The sequence below is a fragment of the Chitinilyticum litopenaei DSM 21440 genome, from assembly GCF_000428145.1.
GTDB classification, from domain to species: domain Bacteria; phylum Pseudomonadota; class Gammaproteobacteria; order Burkholderiales; family Chitinibacteraceae; genus Chitinilyticum; species Chitinilyticum litopenaei.
On record NZ_ATZJ01000007.1, the window covers coordinates 103,508 to 120,495 of the forward strand.

Genomic DNA, 16,988 nt, shown 5'->3' on the forward strand with positions numbered 1-16,988 from the left:
GTCCATTCTAGCCGATAGTCCTAGTCTCCGGTCATCACCCGCACATGCTCGGCCACGCTGCGCCCAAGCGCCGAGAGATCATATCCCCCTTCCAGCATGGAGACGATGCGATGGCTGGCGTGACGGGCCGCCAGCTGCATCAGCTGCCGGGTAACCCAGGCATAGTCGGCCTCGACGAGTCCGAGCGAGCCCATGTCGTCTTCGAGATGGGCGTCAAAACCGGCCGAAATGAAAATGAACTGGGGGGCAAACGCCTCCAGCGCCGGCAACCAGCGTTCCGTGACCACTTCGCGGAACTGTTGCCCGGTACTGGCCCGCGGCAGCGGGACATTCACCATATTGCTGCCCTTGGGCACATCGCCGCTGTAGGGGTAAAACGGATGCTGGAAAATGCTGACCATCAGGATGCGCGCATCGCCGGCACAGATGTCCTCGGTGCCGTTGCCGTGATGCACGTCGAAATCAACGATGGCCACACGCTCAAGGCCATGGCAGGCCAGCGCGTGGTGGGCTGCGATGCTGATGTTGTTGAAAAAGCAGAAGCCCATGCTCTGGGCCCGTTCGGCGTGATGGCCGGGTGGGCGAATGGCGCAGAAGGCATTCTGGGCCTTGCCCTGCATGACCAGATCGACCGCCTTGATGCCGGCGCCAGCTGCGTGATAGGCCGCCCGCAACGTGTAGGCATTGATCGCGGTATCAGGATCAAGCTGTACCGTGCCGACAGCCGGGCTTCGCGTGGCCAGTTCGTCCAGATAGGCCGCGGCATGCACACGCTCGATTTGCTCTCGGGATGCCGGGCTGGCATCGACATGCAGCAGATAGTCCCAGAGCCCGGCGGCAATCAGCCTGTCCTGAATGGCGGCCAGGCGCGCCGGGCATTCGGGGTGGCCCTTGCCCATGTCGTGCATGCTGCAGGATGAATGAGAAACATAGGCGGTAGCTCCACCTGCGCTATTCCATGCGGACACCTTGCCATCTCCTGCGGCTCGACGGCCGCGTCTTTTTATCTGTTGCTTTTATAAGGCTCTGTTGAGGTTTGATTAATTTTTACGCGATGGGCTATTTTGCCCCAGTACCAGGCATTTGCCACGCCGCAGTACGGGTACTGTCAGTGGCAAATAACGCCGTAATGGGGCAAAAGAGCCCATCGCCCGCAGGGCAGCCCCGCCATGCTTGCCGGATGCTTTGTCGCCCATGCTCGTCAATACCCGTATTGACTTGCGCTTGGCTTCGCGCCCCAGCCAGTTGGCGGGGCTGCGTAAAAACTAATCAACCCTCAACAGAGCCTAGTCTACGCGCGTGCCCTGACAGCGGCAAACCGAAAGAAGATGATGACAAGGCAGGACGGACATGTCATTTTGAAAGAAATCGTTCCAAGGTCCGGCAGATGAATTCATTGCAGCAAGCCTTCCAGAAAACACTGGCCACACTGGATACCATCATTCTTGGCAAGTCGCAGATCCTGAGGCTGGCCCAGGCCTGCCTGCTCGCCCGTGGACATCTGCTGATCGAAGGCCTGCCCGGCGTTGGCAAAACCACGCTTGCCCACGCACTGGCGCAATGCTGCGGCCTGGATTTCCGTCGCGTGCAGTTCACCAGCGACATGCTGCCGGCCGACCTGATCGGCGTTTCCGTTTATGAACGCAGCAGCGAACAATTCCGTTTTCACGAAGGCCCGCTCTTTTCGCAACTGCTACTGGCTGATGAGATCAATCGCGCCTCCCCCAAGACACAGTCAGCCCTGCTGGAGGCGATGGAGGAACAGCAGGTCAGCGTGGATGGCACCAGCCATCGCCTGCCCGAGCCGTTTTTCGTAATCGCCACGCAAAATCCGCTGCAGCAGATCGGCACCTACCCCTTGCCCGAATCACAGCTTGATCGCTTTCTGATCCGCGTCGAGCTGGGTTATCCGGACGCTGCCGCCGAACGCGCGCTGCTGCAAGGCGCAGACCGCCGCAGTACGCTGGCCAGCCTCGCGGCCGTGGTCAGCCCGGGCGAACTGCTGCACGCACAACAGGAAATCCGCAAGGTGCATGCCAGCCCGGCCCTGCTGGACTACATTCAGCTGCTGGTGCATGCCACCCGCCATCATCAGGACATCAGCTACGGACTCTCCCCGCGGGCCGCGCTGGGCATGCTAAACCTGGCACGGGCTTACGCCTGGCAAGAAGGACGAGATCTCGTCCTGCCGGAAGATGTCCAGGCCATCTTTCCCGGCGTGGCAACCCACCGCATGCTCTTGCGCAGCACCGGCCAGCCCGCGCATGGCTTGGCCGAGCAGCTGCTGCAACAGATTGCCATTCCCTGATGAAGCTGCCTGCCCCGCTCGCCCACCGCTATGAAATCTGGCTGCAGCGCCGGCTCGCCGTCAATTCGGCCTGCCAGACGCTGGGCCTGAAGAACATCTTCGTCCTGCCTACCCCCTACGGGCTGGCGGTGGTGATGGTGATCCTGCTGCTCTTGCTGGGTGCAATCAATTACCAGAACAGCCTGATGTTCTTTGCTGCGTTCCTGCTTGCCGGCATCACGCACGGCGCACTGATTCACAGCTTTCTCAATCTGCACCGGCTCACCCTTGAAGCGGCTGGCGCAACACCGGTATTTGCCGGTGATACCGCCCAGTTCAGCCTGCGCCTCAGCAGCACTGTTGCCCGCCGGCGGGTAAACATCCAGCTCGGCATTCATGCCGATATCCCTGCCAGCCTGCTGACCGAACTGGCGCCGGATGGGGAAGGCGTGCTGCGGCCAGGCATGCCGGCATTGCAGCGCGGACGGCATGCCATGCCGCGCGTGCGGATAGTCAGTACGGCGCCTGTAGGCTGGTTTCGCTGCTGGAGTTATGCGCAACTGGCCGCCGAAGTGCTCGTCTATCCACGCCCCGAAGCTGCACCGCCTCCACTGCCCAGGCAAGCCGGCAATACCGCGCAGGGCATGCGTGCGATCGCGGGCAGCGAAGAAGTCGCCGGATTGCGGCCTTACCAGCTGGGCGACACCGCTCAGCACATTGCCTGGAAGCAGAGCGCACGCAGTGGCGTGCTGAGCAGCAAGCAACTGGAGGCTTCATCCGGCGAGCTGATCGATCTGGACTGGCATGCCCTGGAATTGCCTGACGTGGAAAGCCGCCTGTCGCGGCTGGCCGCCTGGGTGCTTGCGGCGGAAGAGGCGGGCTGCAGCTATTCACTCACCCTGCCCCACCGCCAGATTGGCCCGGGCAGCGGCCCCCAGCATCGCGAAGCCTGTCTGGGCCAGCTGGCCCTTTTCCCTGCCGAGCAGGCCCGTTCATGAAAACCAGCCCGACGCTGACCGCCCAGCAGCAGCTGGAAATGGGGGTGCTGACGGCACTGATCTCGCTGCCGCATCTGCTCAGCTTCGGGGGCTGGCTGGCCATATTGCTGGGTATCCTCCTCGCCATCCATATCGGACGCGCCCATGCCAGACAACCCTTGCTGGCGCGCTGGCTCGTCTGGCTGATGGCAGCCACTACTGCTTTTGTGGTCTGGAAGGAGTTGGGCAGTCTGGTAGGACAGGACGGCGGGCTGGCGATCTTCACCAGCCTGGTGGTACTGAAAACCTTTGAAGCCCGGACACGGCGCGATGGCCGCCTGGTCGTACTGCTGTGTTTTTTCAGCGCTGGCGGGCAATTTCTGCATGAGCAAACCCCGCTGATGGCGCTATCGTCCCTGCTGGCCATCGGCCTGACGCTGCTGTGCGCGCTGCGTATAGAAAACCCGGCTGGCGGCTTGCACAGTCAGGCGCGCCTCACCGGTCTGCTTTGCCTGGAGGCCATTCCGCTTGCAATCCTGCTGTTCGTGATGTTTCCGCGTTTGCCAGGCCCTTTGTGGCGCATGCCTGCCGAGCCACAGGCCATCAGCGGGTTGTCCGACAAGGTACTGGATCCGGGCAGCATCAGTGAAATGGCAACCGACGAATCGGTGGCCTTCCGCGCCGAATTCAGCGGCGCCGAACCTGCACGCTCCCAGCTCTACTGGCGCGGCCCGGTGTTTGGCCTGTTTGACGGGCAGCGCTGGCTGACCGCGCCACCGGTTCGCGCGCCAGCCGAACCGCTGAGCCGTCAGCTGCAAACAGTCAGTTACAGCGTGACGCTGGAAGCCCATCAGCAGCGCTGGCTGCTGGCGCTGGATGTACCGACAAGCCCACCTGGCGGGGCCTGGATGACACCCGCCCGGCAAGTACTGGCCACACAGAATGTCGACAAGCGCATCAATTATCAGCTGACTTCGGCACTGGACTGGGCCAGCGCCGAACAGCTCGTACCCGAAGACATGCTGATCCTCCCCGCTGGCAGCAACCCGCGCGCCGAAGCGTTGGCCGCCAGCTGGCGCGGCCTGCCGGCAAGCCAGCGCGTGCAGCGGGGCCTGCTCTGGCTACAGCAGAACGGCTTTCGCTATACCCTGAATCCGCCCAAGCTGACGAGCCAGCAACCCATCGATGAGTTTCTCTTCTCCAGCAAACGGGGCTTCTGCGAGCACTACGCCAGCAGCTATGCCTTTCTGATGCGCGCTGCCGGTGTACCGGCCCGGGTCATCACCGGTTATCTTGGCGGCCAAAAGAACGAAACGGGCAATTACTACATCGTCCGACAGGCCGATGCACACGCCTGGGTGGAAGTCTGGCTGGCCGGTCGTGGCTGGCAGCGGGTCGATCCGACCGCCGTCATCGCTCCGGCGCGCATTCAGGAAGGACTTGCGCAAAGTCTGCCCGCCAATACCGAGCTGCCGCTGATGCTGCAATCCGAAGCCGGCTGGCTCAAGGGCCTGCGCATGCAGAGCGATGCCCTGATGTATCTGTGGAACAACTGGGTCGTGCAGTACGACGCCCGCCGCCAGCTGGAAGTGCTGCGCAAACTGAAGATTCCGGATGTGTTCAGCTGGGAATTTCTGGCCGGGCTAGTGGGAGGCATTGCCCTGATCCTGTTCGCCGGTTTTTTACTGGCCAGCCGCTGGCCATTTGCCGCGCGCGCCGCCAAGGATGCGGATCAGCAGCTATACGCACGCTTCTGTCGCCTGCTTGGCAAGCGCGGCCACACCCGGTTACCGCACGAAGGCCCGGCTGATTTTGCCAGACGTGTCACCATGGAGTGGCCACAGGCCGCAGCACAGGTCAGCGAATTTACCCAGCTTTACATCCGCGCACGCTATGGCGTGAGCCCAGGCCCCGAAGACCGCAAGCGCCAGTACGCCCTGCTGCGGGGGCTCAAGCGCCTGCCGGCAAACCGCACTGCCTGACTCGTTCGTAGAGACAGATGGCGGCTGCGGCTGCGACATTCAGCGATTCGATGCCGGGCTGCATGGGAATGCGCAGACGCAGCGAAGCCAGACCGGCAATGGCCGGGCTCACCCCCGTGCCCTCCGAGCCCATGACGAGCACCACATCACCCGTCCAGTCGGCCCGGTACAGGTCGATCGCACCATCCAGCAAGGTCGCAGCGATGCGCCCGGAAAATCCGGCCAGCAAGGGCAGCAGTTCGACGCGGTCGCAAATATCAAGGACGGCATGGGCGCCCATGCCCGCCCGCAACACCTTGGGCGACCAGACATCCGCGCAGCCCAGCCCTGCCCACACCTGATCAACCCCTGCCGCCGCAGCGGTACGCAGAATGCTCCCCAAATTACCTGGGTCCTGTATGCCATCCAGAGCAAGGCAGAGCCCACGCTGCAGCGGCATACCCCCAAAGTCGGCAAATGATGCAATGGCCAGCACCCCGCTTGGGCTGGGCAATTCGCTCAGCTGTGCATACAAGGGCGCGGCCAGTACGCATGGCGTACCGGGATGACGCCGCAATAGTGCAGCGATTTCCGGGTCATGCAGCCCTTCTTCAGTGACAAACACCCGCTCCAGTTGAAGACCGGCATCCAGCCAGGCAGCCAGCAGATGCGCGCCATCCAAGAGCGTCTTGCCTTGCTTCAAGCGTTCGCGACGCTGCGTGGCAAGTTTCAGTGCCGACTTGAATGCCGGATTGCTGGCGGACTGGATGAAGTCGGACACGATTGCGAACCTGTTCTGTGTTGGCGCCTGCACTGCAGGACGCAGAGAATACATGCGGACGAGGCAAGATGCGGCCTATGGGCAGTGATGGCATCACTGCAAGCGCTAGCGCTGCGCAAAACGGGTCAGCGCGCGGCTCGTGAGGGTACAGACCTGCTTGAAATATGTATAGTGCCGCTCGCCAAGGCTCTGCTGGCCATGACAGTCCCCATAAATCAAGCCCAGGGGCTTGTTGCCGACAAAAATCGACATCAGGCAGCAAGGCTCGCTGCCAAGCGCCCGGAATGAGGGCGGCAAATGCGGCGCGTAGCGCGGGTACTGTTCGGGACTGAGCCAGATGCTCTGCGGTTTTTGCAGCAGCTGGCTGAAGAGACTGCTTTCCTTGAGCGATACCGCCAGTGCACGCATCGGGTCACCATTAGCAAAACCGTGCGCATAGCGGACCTTCAGCATCTGCTCTTCGGGCTGAAGCAGGATAAAAGCGATGCGGGGCAGCTTCAGGCCTTCCACCAGAGCACGCATTGCCAGCGACATGATCTGGTTGGTGGCGGTGGCTTGCTGAGCGGCGAGATGCAGGGCTTGCAGGCGCTCGGCCAGTATGTCGCGTGGTGCCTCGGCCGCCTGGGCCGCAGGCTGAGTCTGGGTGCTGCTTGCCGGCTTGGGCCATTCACCCGGCTGCATCGGCAGAAATGCCGGCCAGATGGCAATCTGCGGGTAGCGCCAATCCTGGCGGATAAACTGCACGCCGATGCGCACGGTGCGCTGCCAGATTTCTTCCGGATCGCGATTCAGGATGGCCGCGATGGCGGACAGGTTTTCGCCAACGCCTGCCACCCACCAGCCCTGCTCCAGTACCTGCACCAAGGCGTGCTGCTTGTGCTGCAAGCGGGCGCGCTCACTGGGCAGCTCTTCGGGAATGCAGAGCTTGTGCAAAACGGAGGGAATCTGCCAGGCGTGCAACAGGTCGGCTAAGCCAGTTTCGCCCTGTGGCGGTGCCTGCAGCACTGGCCCGAGCTCTGCCAGCACAGCGGGCAGCACACCCAGCATGGCTGCGGCATCCAGTTCTTCCGGATAGGCATCGTTGCGCAGGATGCTGAACTCCCGCGCCAGGCGCTGCGCCAGGCGCGCGCGGGCGATCAGGTTCAGCAACTGGCCGTGCGACAACTTGCCCTGCAGCAGAGTTTCCAGCGCCGGCAATTGCACACAACGCTCCAGAAACGGCACCACGCCGAGCAGCATGACAGCATGCTCGATGGCGATAATGTCCGCAGCCAGACTGCTCTTCGGGCGCTGATTGGCGAAACGCAGCACCTGAACGAACAGCAGTGGATCGGACAAAATCAGCGCGACAATATCGGCAGGGCGCGCCTGCTCGCCGCGGCGTCTGAGGGCGGCAAGCTGTTCCTTGCTGGCCTGCAGAATGGGCAAGGCATGCTGCTGCCAGAAGACAACCCAGGGGCTGCTGCGCGTCATGCGATTCGCCAGAACATGATTTTGCCGCCTTTCCAGTCGCCACAATCGACCACGTCGTCCGGCCTTACATCCGGAACGGCAAAGCTATTGCTGATCAACATCCCCCCCTCGCCCATTTCACTGCAGACCTTCTCCCAAACAGTAGCCATGGGCTCGCTGGACAGAAAAACATAGACACAATCAAATGCCGACAAATCCAGCCTGCGCAAGTCCCCGCGCCGCCAGTCGATGGCTGAAGGCAGACTGCAGCGGCCCAGCAACCAGAGCAAAGGGCTGCGCTCAATGCCACTGAGCTGCAAATCGGGGCGATGCCGGTGCAAGTGTGCAAGCACGCGCCCAGTCCCCGCTCCCAGATCAATCAGGCGCGCGTTGGGAGGAACCCGTTCGACCAGCACCTGCAGGGCCCCGCCTCCCGAGAAATACAGGGGCACACGATCACGGATTGCCGAACCGGACAGCAGCCACAAAAGGATGGCTGCACCAAGAAAATACCAGGCAGGCAAGGCCAGCTGATGAACCACAACGACGGCAGGCAAAAACAGCGCATGAATCAGGCACCACCACCGGCCGTCGTGCAGGCGCCAGGCTAGAACGACGGCAAGCGTACAGCTGATGGCAAGCGCCCCTCCAGCTGGAACGTATCCCTGCGAGCCCACGAAACCAGTCGCCGTCAAGGCAGCAATCAGCAGAAAGACCGCAGCTTGCGAGCGAAGAAACATCATGAGTACTACTGGACGCTGACCGCAGAAGCCGCCGGGGCATCGGGCGCGGCCTCGTCGCCACGGCCGGCTTGTTCCTTGATATCCTGCTCGGCCTCACGATTTAGAACGACAATGCTGATGCGGCGATTGATGGGATTGTAGATATTGCCGGCATCGAGGTGCACCTTGTCACCGAAGCCATTCACCCGCAGGACTTTCTCGTCGCTCATGCCACCAGTCACCAGTTCGCGACGCGACGCATTGGCACGCTCGGCGGATAGCTCCCAGTTGGTGAACCCCGCTGCGCCGCCAGCAAAACGTGAAGCATCGGTGTGCCCGGACAGGGACACCGCGTTCGGTACTTCATTGAGCAGCACTGCAATTTCATGCAGGATTTCGCGGGCATAAGGTTCAAGCACGGCACTGCCGGAGCGGAACATCGGACGATTCTGCTCGTCTACGATCTGGATGCGCAGGCCTTCAGCAACCATGTCAAAACGCAACTGGCTCTTGAACTGCTTGAGCTTGGTGTTCGTCTGACTCTTGTCATCCATCAGTGCTTCAAATTTCTTTTTCAGGTCAGACAGGCGCTTCTTGTCCTTGGCAGATTCTTCAAGCGGTGGCACATCGCCCTTCTTGACCTGCCCAGCCTGCTTGCTCAAATCCTGCCCGCCACCCTGGATGATCGACTCGGCATCCCCTGCCCCCGAACCGCCGGCATTGGCGACCTTCAGCGGATTCGAGAAATAGTCGGAAATGCCTTTGAGATTGCCCTTGGACACCGAGCCCAGCAGCCACATCAACAGAAAGAATGCCATCATGGCTGTCACGAAATCGGCGTAGGCAATTTTCCATGCACCGCCATGATGGCCATGGCCACCTTTCTTGATTTTCTTTACGACTATTGGGCGCTGGGAGTCGTCGCTCATGCTGCTCTGCCTGTTTGCTGATCCGGCTTACTTGTTCTTGGCGTTCTTCACGAAGTCTTCCAGCTCCTGGAAGCTGGGACGCTCGGTCGAATCCAGCACCTTGCGGCCGAATTCGACGGCGACTTGCGGCGCATAACCGTTCAGGCTGGCAAGCAGGGTCACCTTGATGGTCTGGAAGACCTGAGTTGATTCCTTGGCCTTGGTTTCCAGCAGGGTGCCCAGCGGGCCGACAAAACCGTAAGCCAGCCAGATCCCCATGAAGGTACCGACCAGTGCGGCGCCAATCAGCTTGCCTAGCTCGCTGGGCGGCAAATGCAGCGAACCCATCGTGTGCACCACCCCCATCACTGCGGCAACAATACCAAAGGCTGGCAAGCCATCGGCAAGCTTGGTGATGGCCGTGGCCGGCAATTCAACTTCGTGGTGGTGCGTTTCGAGTTCAACGTCCATGAGATTCTCGATCTCGAAGGCATTGAGGTTGCCCCCCACCATCAGGCGCAGGTAGTCGGTCATGAATTCGACCACGTGATGATCGTGCGAGACCTTGGGGTATTTCGAGAAGATCGGGCTAGCGTGCGGGTCTTCCACATCGCCCTCGATGGACATCAGGCCTTCCTTGCGCACCTTGGAGAGCAGCTCGAACATGCAGGCAAACAGGTCCATGTAAAAGGCTTTTGAATACGGGCTACCCTTGAAGATGCTGGGCAGCGCCTTCATCGTTGCCTTCAGGGGCTTGCCGCCATATGCCGCAATCATGCCCCCGAGCGCGCCGCCAAAAATGATCACGATCTCGCTGGGCTGCCACAACACCCCCAAATGACCACCATGCCATGCATAGGCGCCGAGAATGCAGACACACATGAACACATAACCGACGATGACAAACATGCGCGAAAAGGTCCTTGATTGCGGAGCGGGAGACGGCGTTAACCCGGCTGCTGACAGCCATGGCTAGATATTAGAGGCTCTGAATCGGGGCCACAACCCGAACAGGCCAAAGCAGACCAAGGCACGACAGCTTCAGCCAGCCGACCTGCATGAACAGTGGTGTTACCAGAGCGAACCCTGAGCCGAGATTTGCCTGACCGGTGCAAAGCTCTGCCGGTGGCTGGCTAGAACGCCGTACTGCTTCAGAGCCTGTAGATGCTCGGCCGTCGGATAGCCCTTGTGACGGGCAAACCCATACTGCGGATGCTGACGGTCGAGTTCATGCATCGATCGATCCCTGGCCACTTTGGCGAGGATGGATGCGGCAGAAATCGCGGGCTCCAGCGCATCGCCTTTCACGATCGCACGGGCCGGGCAAGGCAAACCGGGAGGCAGGCGGTTGCCATCCACCAGCACCTCGGTCGGCGTGACAGCAAGCCCCTGCACTGCCCTTCGCATCGCCAGCATGGTGGCATGCAGGATATTCAATTGATCGATTTCCTCGACACTGGCCTCGGCAATTGACCAGGCCAGTGCATGCTCCTGGATTTGCCCGAAGAGCATTTCGCGACGTTTCTCGCTCAGTGTCTTGGAATCGGCAAGCCCCTGCAGAACGCAACCGGGCGGAAGGATCACTGCGGCGGCGAAAACGGCGCCAACCAATGGCCCGCGCCCTGCCTCATCAACACCACAGATCAAGGGGGCCTCATTCATGCGGCCAGCACTCCGGCCACGGCCTCGGCCGCCTTGGCAGCGCCATTGCAGCGCAAGCGCTCATGCTCGGCGTGGAAATGCGCTTCCAGTGCGGCCACCAGCGGCTTGTCGTGCAGATAATTCAGCACTGCCTGACACAGGTTCTCGGCGTTGGCGTCTTCCTGCAGAAACTCAGGGATAACGAATTTGCCGGCAAGGATATTCGGCAAGGTGACATAAGGCAGCAGAAACTTGCGCTTGACCATGCGGTAGGTGAGCGGGGAAACCCGGTAGGTCACGACCGCCGGGCGTTTCAGCAGGGCCGCTTCCAGCACTGCCGTACCCGAAGCCTGCAACACGACATTGGCGGCAATCATGGCTTCGTGGGCATGCCCGAACATCAGGCGCCAATGCAGATCCTGGGCCTCCTGGCGCCAGATTTCGCGCTCAAAGTGGGCACGTATTTCCCGACTGATCAGCGGCACCAGAAACACCAGTCCCGGTTCTTTTTCGGCAAGCCTGCGTGCTGTTTCCACCAGCAAGGGCGCCAGTGCATCCAGCTCGCGCATTCTGCTGCCGGGCAGCACGGCAATCACGCGGGCGTCTTCCGCCAGTCCAAGCTGTTCGCGCACGCCAGCGCGATCGGGATGCTGCGGCAGCATTTCCGCCAGCGGATGTCCGACATAGCTTGCCGGTATGCCGGCGGTACGATAGATCTCCTGCTCGAAAGGCAGGATCAGCAGCATGTGGTTGACGGCAGCGCGAATTTTCTTGATGCGCTCTGGGCGCCAGGCCCAGATGGAAGGGCTCACATAATGCACGGTGCGAATGCCGCGCTTCTTCAGTCTGCGCTCCAGGCCCAGATTGAAATCCGGCGCATCGATACCGATGAACAGATCAGGCTTTTCCTGAAGACAGGCCTGAACTATCCTGCGCCGCAGGCGCAGAAGACCAGGCAGGTGGCGCAAGACTTCCACGAGGCCGCCCACCGCCAGTGTGCTGATCGGCTCGATGGTCTTGACGCCTGCCGCCTGCATTTTTGGTCCGGCGACACCGGCGAACTGGGCGTCGGGAAACCGCTTGCGCAATTCGGCAACCAGTGCTGCTCCCAGCAAATCACCGGATGCCTCGCCAGCAACAATCGCAATACGCGGCCCCGTATTGCCCTCGAACAAATGATCCCTCATGGCTAGCGCAGAATACCCCTGCTGGACAGGGCAAAAAAGCGCGTAAACGCAGCCAGCGCCGGCTCTGTGTCAGCGGCAAGGCGAATCTCCGCCACCGCTTCCTCATAGCTTTTGCCCGAGCGATAAAGCAATTTGTAGGCGCGCTTGATGGCAAGAATCTGTTCGGCGCTAAAACCACGCCGTTTCAGGCCTTCGCTATTGATGCCTCGCGCCACGGCGCGATTGCCCTCGCAGATCGTGAATGGCGGAAGATCCTGCACGATGATGGAACCGCCGCCTGCCATGGCATGTGCGCCAATGACACAAAATTGATGCACCGCCGACAAGCCACCCAGAATGGCATAGTCCTGCACATGCACATGTCCGCCCAGGGTGGCGCTATTGGCAAAAATGGTGTGATTGCCGACATGGCAGTCGTGGCCGATGTGTGCATAGGCCATCAGCCAGTTGTCATCGCCAATCGAGGTAAGCCCTTCGTCCTGCACGGTACCGACGGCAACCGTGACGGACTGGAAAAAGGTATTGCCATCACCGATCACCAGTCGTGTGGGCTCGCCACGGTATTTCTTGTCCTGCGGTGCGCAACCGATCGAGGCATGCGCATGAACGTGATTGTTACAGCCAAGAACCGTGTGTCCTTCGATAATCGCATGGGCGGCGATCACGGAGCCTTCGCCAATCCGGACGTGATCACCGATCACGGCATACGGCCCGACCGATACGCTTTCGTGCAGCTCCGCGCTGGGGCTCACGATGGCAGTTGCATGAATGGCTGTCATCTTGCGACGCTTCAATCCTTAGGAACGTTCTACTTCTTTCTGGGCGCACATCAGATCGGCTTCGGCAGCAAGTTCGCCATCGACCAGAGCACGAGCGGTGTATTTCCAGATGCCGCGTTTGCTGGCCGTGATTTCCGCCTCCAGCACCAACTGGTCACCGGGAACGACCTGACGCTTGAAACGGGCATTGTCAATCCCGGCATAAAACAGGATGGTATTTTCTGACGGTGCCGGATCAATGCTCTTGAAAGTCAAAACCCCGGCAGCCTGCGCCAGGGCTTCGAGAATCAGCACGCCCGGCATGACTGGATAGGAGGGAAAATGGCCCTGGAAAAACGGCTCGTTCATGGAAACATTCTTGATGGCACGAATGGATTTGCCCACCTCAAGGTCAATAACCCGATCCACCAGCAGGAACGGATAGCGATGAGGCAAATGGCTCATGATTGTGCGAATATCCATCGGCGTCATTATTACTCTCCCTTTTCAGTCAATGCGGCAATCTGCTTTTCAAGTTGCCTGATTTTTTTTGCCAGATCGTCCAGATGCCGCCAATGCACGGCATTGCGCAACCATTTTGAATGGGGTATTGCCGGGGTCACGCCGGCATAAACGCCAGCTTCCCTGATGTCGCTGGCGACATTGCTGCCTCCCATGACCGTAACCCGGTCAGCAACTTGCAGGTGGCCACTGATGGCGACGTTGCCGCCAATCAGGCAGAAATCGCCAATATGTGTGGAGCCGGCTACTCCGGACTTGGCAGCAATTGCCGTATGCCTGCCCAGGCGCACGTTGTGCGCGATCTGGACAAGATTGTCGATACGGCAACCCTCTGCAACGACCGTGTCGCTTGCCGCGCCGCGATCAATGGTCGTGTTGGCGCCGATTTCGACGTCATTGCCAATGATGGCCCGGCCAAACTGGGGAATTTTCTCCCAATGATCACCGGCCCAGGCGTTGCCAAAGCCATCACTGCCAATCACGCAACCGGAATGCAGAATGACTCGATCACCGACACTGCAATCGTGGTAAATCGTCACGCGTGGGTGCAGCAGACAGTGCTCACCAATAAGAACGTCATCACCGATAACGGAACCGGCGCCGATACGTGTTGCTGCCCCGATACGCACCCTGTCGCCGATGATGACGCCAGCCTCGATTTGCGCGTCCGGATGAATCACGGCATTGCTGGCGATGATCGCTGTAGGATGAATACCGGGAATGGCTGTTTTTCCCGGATGAAAAAGGGCAGCCAGACGGGCGAAATACAGCAGCGGATCGCGGGTGACAATTCTGGAGCAGATAAAGCCGTCGTCCTCGGAATCCTTCACAATCAGCGCACTGGCCAGGGAAGCCCTCGCCTGACCGGCATGCTTGGCACCAGCCAGAAAAGAAATGTCCCCCGCCCTAGCTTCCTGAAGGCCGGCACAGCCAGCGATGAGCAAATCATCGCCGCGCAATTCACCGCCAAGCTTTTCAACAATCTGGCTAAGTTTCAATTCCATGGCTTGGCCATTACTTGTCGGCAAGCTGGCGGATTACCTTGTCGGTAATATCAAGCCGGGGATTTTTGTAAATGGCATCCTGCAGGATGGCATCATACTTTTCAGTTTCAGCGAGCTGGCGAATCACCTGATTGGCCCGCTCCTGCAGCCCTGCCAGTTCCTCATTGCGTCGCGCATTCAAATCTTCATTGAATTCACGCTGCATGCGCTGAAAATCCTGATTCAGCTTGATCAGATCACGCTCCCTGCTCCTGCGCTCGGATTCGGGGATGCTGCCCTTGTCCAGCGCGGCCTGCAAGGATTTGCCCTGCGCGGACACCCTCTGCAGCTCCGCCTTGCGTGCATCAAACTCCTTTTCGAGCCGTTTGGCGGCCCGTAGCGCCGGCGCGGACTCCCGCAGCACCCGGTCGGTATCGACAAAACCGATTTTCAGGTCAGCGGCATGGGCCATGCCAATGCTGAAGAGCAGACACAGAATAAAACGCATCATGTTTCCTTAAAACACCTGACCAAGCTGGAACTGGAATTTCTCGGTCTTGTCGCCTTCCTTGGCACCGATCGCCTGGCCATACACCAGTTTGATGGGGCCAACCGGGGACAGCCAAGTAAAACCGACACCCGCAGAGTAACGCAGTCCGCTGGAGTCAACCTCCTCGCCATACCCCCAGATACCGCCCATATCGACAAAGGCGCTCAAGCGCATTGACTGGTCGTCCTTCATGCCGGGCACCGGAGTGAAAATTTCAAAATTGTTGACAAAGCGCCGATCGCCGCCCTTGCTGTCGCCGTTGTTATCCTTGGGGCCAAGACTGCCAGATTTGTAACCGCGTACTGAGTTCACACCACCGGCAAAGAAATTCTTGTAGAAAGGCAATTCACCATCCGAATACCCGTCACCGTACCCTAGATCCATATTCCACATGAAGGTAAAGCCATCAATTGGCGTCATGTAGAAACGGTTGCTGATGCTCAACTTGTAGTAATTGATTTCCGACAGCGGCAAAGAGGCATCGAGACCGGCCCTGAAGAAATTACCCCTGGTTGGAAAGACGGCAGAATCACGGGAATCGGAAGAGAATGCCAGGCCCGCCGAATACGTCTGGTTATTGGCGCCACGCCGCTTGACATAGTCCACGATGTAGTCGGGCGTACCCGAGTTCGTGATGATGTCGAGATTTTCGTAATCCAGGCGGAATTGCAGATTATTGTAATCACTAACCGGCAACCCGAGTGTCAGACCAGTACCCCAGGAGTCGGTCGAATAATCACCAAGCTCCTGATCATTTTCATTCGGATCAGACTTTTTCTTGAATGCCGAAAGACCGAGCGATACGCCGTCCGGAGTCAGGTAGGGATTGGTGACATTGAACACGTAATTCTGGTTTGCCTGACTCGTATTGATGTCAAAAGAGACTTTCTTGCCACTACCAAGGAAGTTGTTCTCAGACAAGCCAACCGCAATCACAAAGCCTTCATCCTGGCCATAGCCGGCGCCAACGTTGAAGCTACCCGTCTTTTTCTCGGTAACACGAACATTAAGGTCAACCTGATCCACCGCATCTGGAACAGCAGCAGTATCAAGATTGACTTCACTGAAATAATCAAGTTGCTGCAGACGCTCCTTGGAGCGCTTGATTTTTTCCAGATCATATTGCGCAGCTTCGAGCTGGCGCAGCTCACGGCGAACAGCCTCATCCTTGGTCAGATTGTTGCCGGAAATATTGATGGCACGAACATAAGCCTTTTTCCCTGCATCCACATAAAGTGTAAAGCCTACTGTTTTTTTCTCTTTATCAACTTCTGGAACCGGGTTGATATTTGCAAATGCGTACCCTTCTCTCCCCAGTCGATCACCAATGGCTGCAACGGATTTGTTGGTCTTTTCGCGCGAGAATGCCTGACCGGGTGCAATCGACAGGAGAGCAGCCAGCTCTGTCTCGGGCAGAATGGTGTCACCCGCGAACTTGATGCCGCTGACCGTATATTTCTCGCCTTCAGAAATATTGATGGTGAGGTACATTTCCGACTTGTCTTCCGACAGCGCGACCTGGGTCGACACCACGTTGAAGTCAAGATAGCCCCTGTCCATGTAATACGATTTGATTTTCTCAAGATCAGCCGACAGTTTTTGCTTGGAATACTGGTCAGCCTTGGTGTACCAGGTCATCCAGCCCGATGTTTCCAGGCCGATCTCGTCAATCAGGTCGTCTTCCGCAAATGCCTTGGTTCCCACGATGTTGATCTGCTTGATCAGCGCAACGTCGCCCTCGGAAATATCCAGCTCGATACCGACACGATTGCGGTCAAGTCGCGTCACAGTCGGCTTGATCTGGACGGAATAGCGACCGCGGGAAAAATACTGCTGCTTCAACTCATTCAGGGCGCCATCCAGCGTGTCTTGCTGAAAAATCCGGCCCTCGGCGAGATTCTGGCTTTTCATGGCGGCCTTGATCTGGTCCTTCTCCAGGAGCTTGGCGCCATTGACGTTGATCTGGGCAACCGTCGGGCGCTCCTGGACCGTGACGATGACGACATTCTTGTCGACTTCCACGCGGACATCATCAAAAAAACCGGTGGCAAAGAGTGCCTTTACCGCATCGCGCGCCTTGGCCTCATCGAAGTCCTCGCCCACCTTGACAGGCATGTAATTGAACACCGTACCGGGATCCGTACGCTGCAAACCTTCAACCTTGATGTCCGAAACCGTGAAGGCATCGAACGCAAGAGCAAACGGGGAACCCAGCGCTGCGGCGAGCAGCAAAATCATCGGCTTAAGTTTCATCGACAC

At 59.3% G+C, this 16,988-nt stretch carries 16 protein-coding genes; 3 read left to right on the forward strand and 13 right to left on the reverse strand.

Going from position 1 to position 16,988, the window contains the following annotated elements; all coding sequences use genetic code 11:
* Positions 1 to 20: 20 nt before the first annotated feature.
* Positions 21 to 968 carry a histone deacetylase family protein gene (locus C515_RS0104925; RefSeq protein WP_028454629.1) on the reverse strand — a complete coding sequence of 316 codons (948 nt, stop codon included), beginning with the start codon at positions 966 to 968 and terminating at the stop codon, positions 21 to 23.
* A gap of 419 nt (positions 969 to 1,387) precedes the next feature.
* Here C515_RS0104925 and C515_RS0104930 point away from each other — a divergent pair, with 419 nt between their 5' ends.
* Genes C515_RS0104930 through C515_RS19575 form a run of 3 tightly spaced genes read left to right on the forward strand, consistent with a single transcriptional unit; the run spans position 1,388 to position 5,246 of the window.
* Complete coding sequence (locus C515_RS0104930; RefSeq protein ID WP_028454630.1) at positions 1,388 to 2,308, forward strand: AAA family ATPase; 921 nt, start codon at positions 1,388 to 1,390, stop codon at positions 2,306 to 2,308.
* Positions 2,308 to 3,285, forward strand: a complete 978-nt coding sequence (locus C515_RS0104935) for a DUF58 domain-containing protein (protein WP_043648133.1) — start codon at positions 2,308 to 2,310, stop codon at positions 3,283 to 3,285. Before C515_RS0104930 ends, C515_RS0104935 begins: the two co-directional genes overlap by 1 nt.
* Complete coding sequence (locus C515_RS19575; RefSeq protein WP_051304645.1) at positions 3,282 to 5,246, forward strand: transglutaminase TgpA family protein; 1,965 nt, start codon at positions 3,282 to 3,284, stop codon at positions 5,244 to 5,246. The genes C515_RS0104935 and C515_RS19575 overlap by 4 nt, the downstream gene beginning before the upstream one ends.
* On the opposite strand, the gene C515_RS0104945 is transcribed toward C515_RS19575, so the two are convergent.
* The 12 genes from C515_RS0104945 to bamA all read right to left on the reverse strand — a co-directional run bounded on the left by C515_RS0104945 (position 5,215) and on the right by bamA (position 16,982).
* Complete coding sequence (locus C515_RS0104945) at positions 5,215 to 6,006, reverse strand: TrmH family RNA methyltransferase (RefSeq protein ID WP_245574987.1); 792 nt, start codon at positions 6,004 to 6,006, stop codon at positions 5,215 to 5,217. The two genes, C515_RS19575 and C515_RS0104945, sit on opposite strands and share 32 nt — an antisense overlap.
* Positions 6,007 to 6,111: 105 nt before the next feature.
* Positions 6,112 to 7,479, reverse strand: a complete 1,368-nt coding sequence (locus tag C515_RS0104950) for a GAF domain-containing protein (RefSeq protein ID WP_028454633.1) — start codon at positions 7,477 to 7,479, stop codon at positions 6,112 to 6,114.
* Positions 7,476 to 8,201, reverse strand: a complete 726-nt coding sequence (locus tag C515_RS19580) for a class I SAM-dependent methyltransferase (protein ID WP_051304646.1) — start codon at positions 8,199 to 8,201, stop codon at positions 7,476 to 7,478. Before C515_RS19580 ends, C515_RS0104950 begins: the two co-directional genes overlap by 4 nt.
* Before the next feature lie 5 nt (positions 8,202 to 8,206).
* The gene (motB, locus tag C515_RS0104960) at positions 8,207 to 9,109 is read right to left on the reverse strand and encodes a flagellar motor protein MotB (protein WP_028454634.1); all 903 of its coding nucleotides are present in this window, start codon (positions 9,107 to 9,109) and stop codon (positions 8,207 to 8,209) included.
* A gap of 27 nt (positions 9,110 to 9,136) precedes the next feature.
* Entirely contained in the window at positions 9,137 to 9,997 is an 861-nt protein-coding gene (motA, locus tag C515_RS0104965) for a flagellar motor stator protein MotA (protein WP_028454635.1), read from the reverse strand.
* A gap of 162 nt (positions 9,998 to 10,159) precedes the next feature.
* Complete coding sequence (gene rnhB, locus C515_RS0104970; RefSeq protein WP_028454636.1) at positions 10,160 to 10,750, reverse strand: ribonuclease HII; 591 nt, start codon at positions 10,748 to 10,750, stop codon at positions 10,160 to 10,162.
* Positions 10,747 to 11,916 (reverse strand): lipid-A-disaccharide synthase, encoded by a 1,170-nt coding sequence (lpxB, locus tag C515_RS0104975; RefSeq protein ID WP_043648136.1) that lies wholly within the window; start codon positions 11,914 to 11,916, stop codon positions 10,747 to 10,749. Before lpxB ends, rnhB begins: the two co-directional genes overlap by 4 nt.
* Positions 11,917 to 11,918: 2 nt before the next feature.
* Positions 11,919 to 12,710 (reverse strand): acyl-ACP--UDP-N-acetylglucosamine O-acyltransferase, encoded by a 792-nt coding sequence (gene lpxA / locus C515_RS0104980; RefSeq protein WP_308417120.1) that lies wholly within the window; start codon positions 12,708 to 12,710, stop codon positions 11,919 to 11,921.
* Positions 12,711 to 12,713: 3 nt separating this feature from the next.
* On the reverse strand, positions 12,714 to 13,166 hold the full coding sequence (gene fabZ / locus C515_RS0104985) for a 3-hydroxyacyl-ACP dehydratase FabZ (RefSeq protein WP_211233978.1): 453 nt from the start codon (positions 13,164 to 13,166) through the stop codon (positions 12,714 to 12,716).
* Between the two features lie 2 nt (positions 13,167 to 13,168).
* On the reverse strand, positions 13,169 to 14,200 hold the full coding sequence (gene lpxD, locus C515_RS0104990) for a UDP-3-O-(3-hydroxymyristoyl)glucosamine N-acyltransferase (protein ID WP_028454640.1): 1,032 nt from the start codon (positions 14,198 to 14,200) through the stop codon (positions 13,169 to 13,171).
* A 10-nt stretch (positions 14,201 to 14,210) separates the two neighbouring features.
* The gene (locus tag C515_RS0104995; protein ID WP_144290349.1) at positions 14,211 to 14,690 is read right to left on the reverse strand and encodes an OmpH/Skp family outer membrane protein; all 480 of its coding nucleotides are present in this window, start codon (positions 14,688 to 14,690) and stop codon (positions 14,211 to 14,213) included.
* A gap of 6 nt (positions 14,691 to 14,696) precedes the next feature.
* Positions 14,697 to 16,982, reverse strand: a complete 2,286-nt coding sequence (gene bamA / locus C515_RS0105000; RefSeq protein ID WP_028454642.1) for an outer membrane protein assembly factor BamA — start codon at positions 16,980 to 16,982, stop codon at positions 14,697 to 14,699.
* Between the last annotated feature and the right edge of the window lie 6 nt (positions 16,983 to 16,988).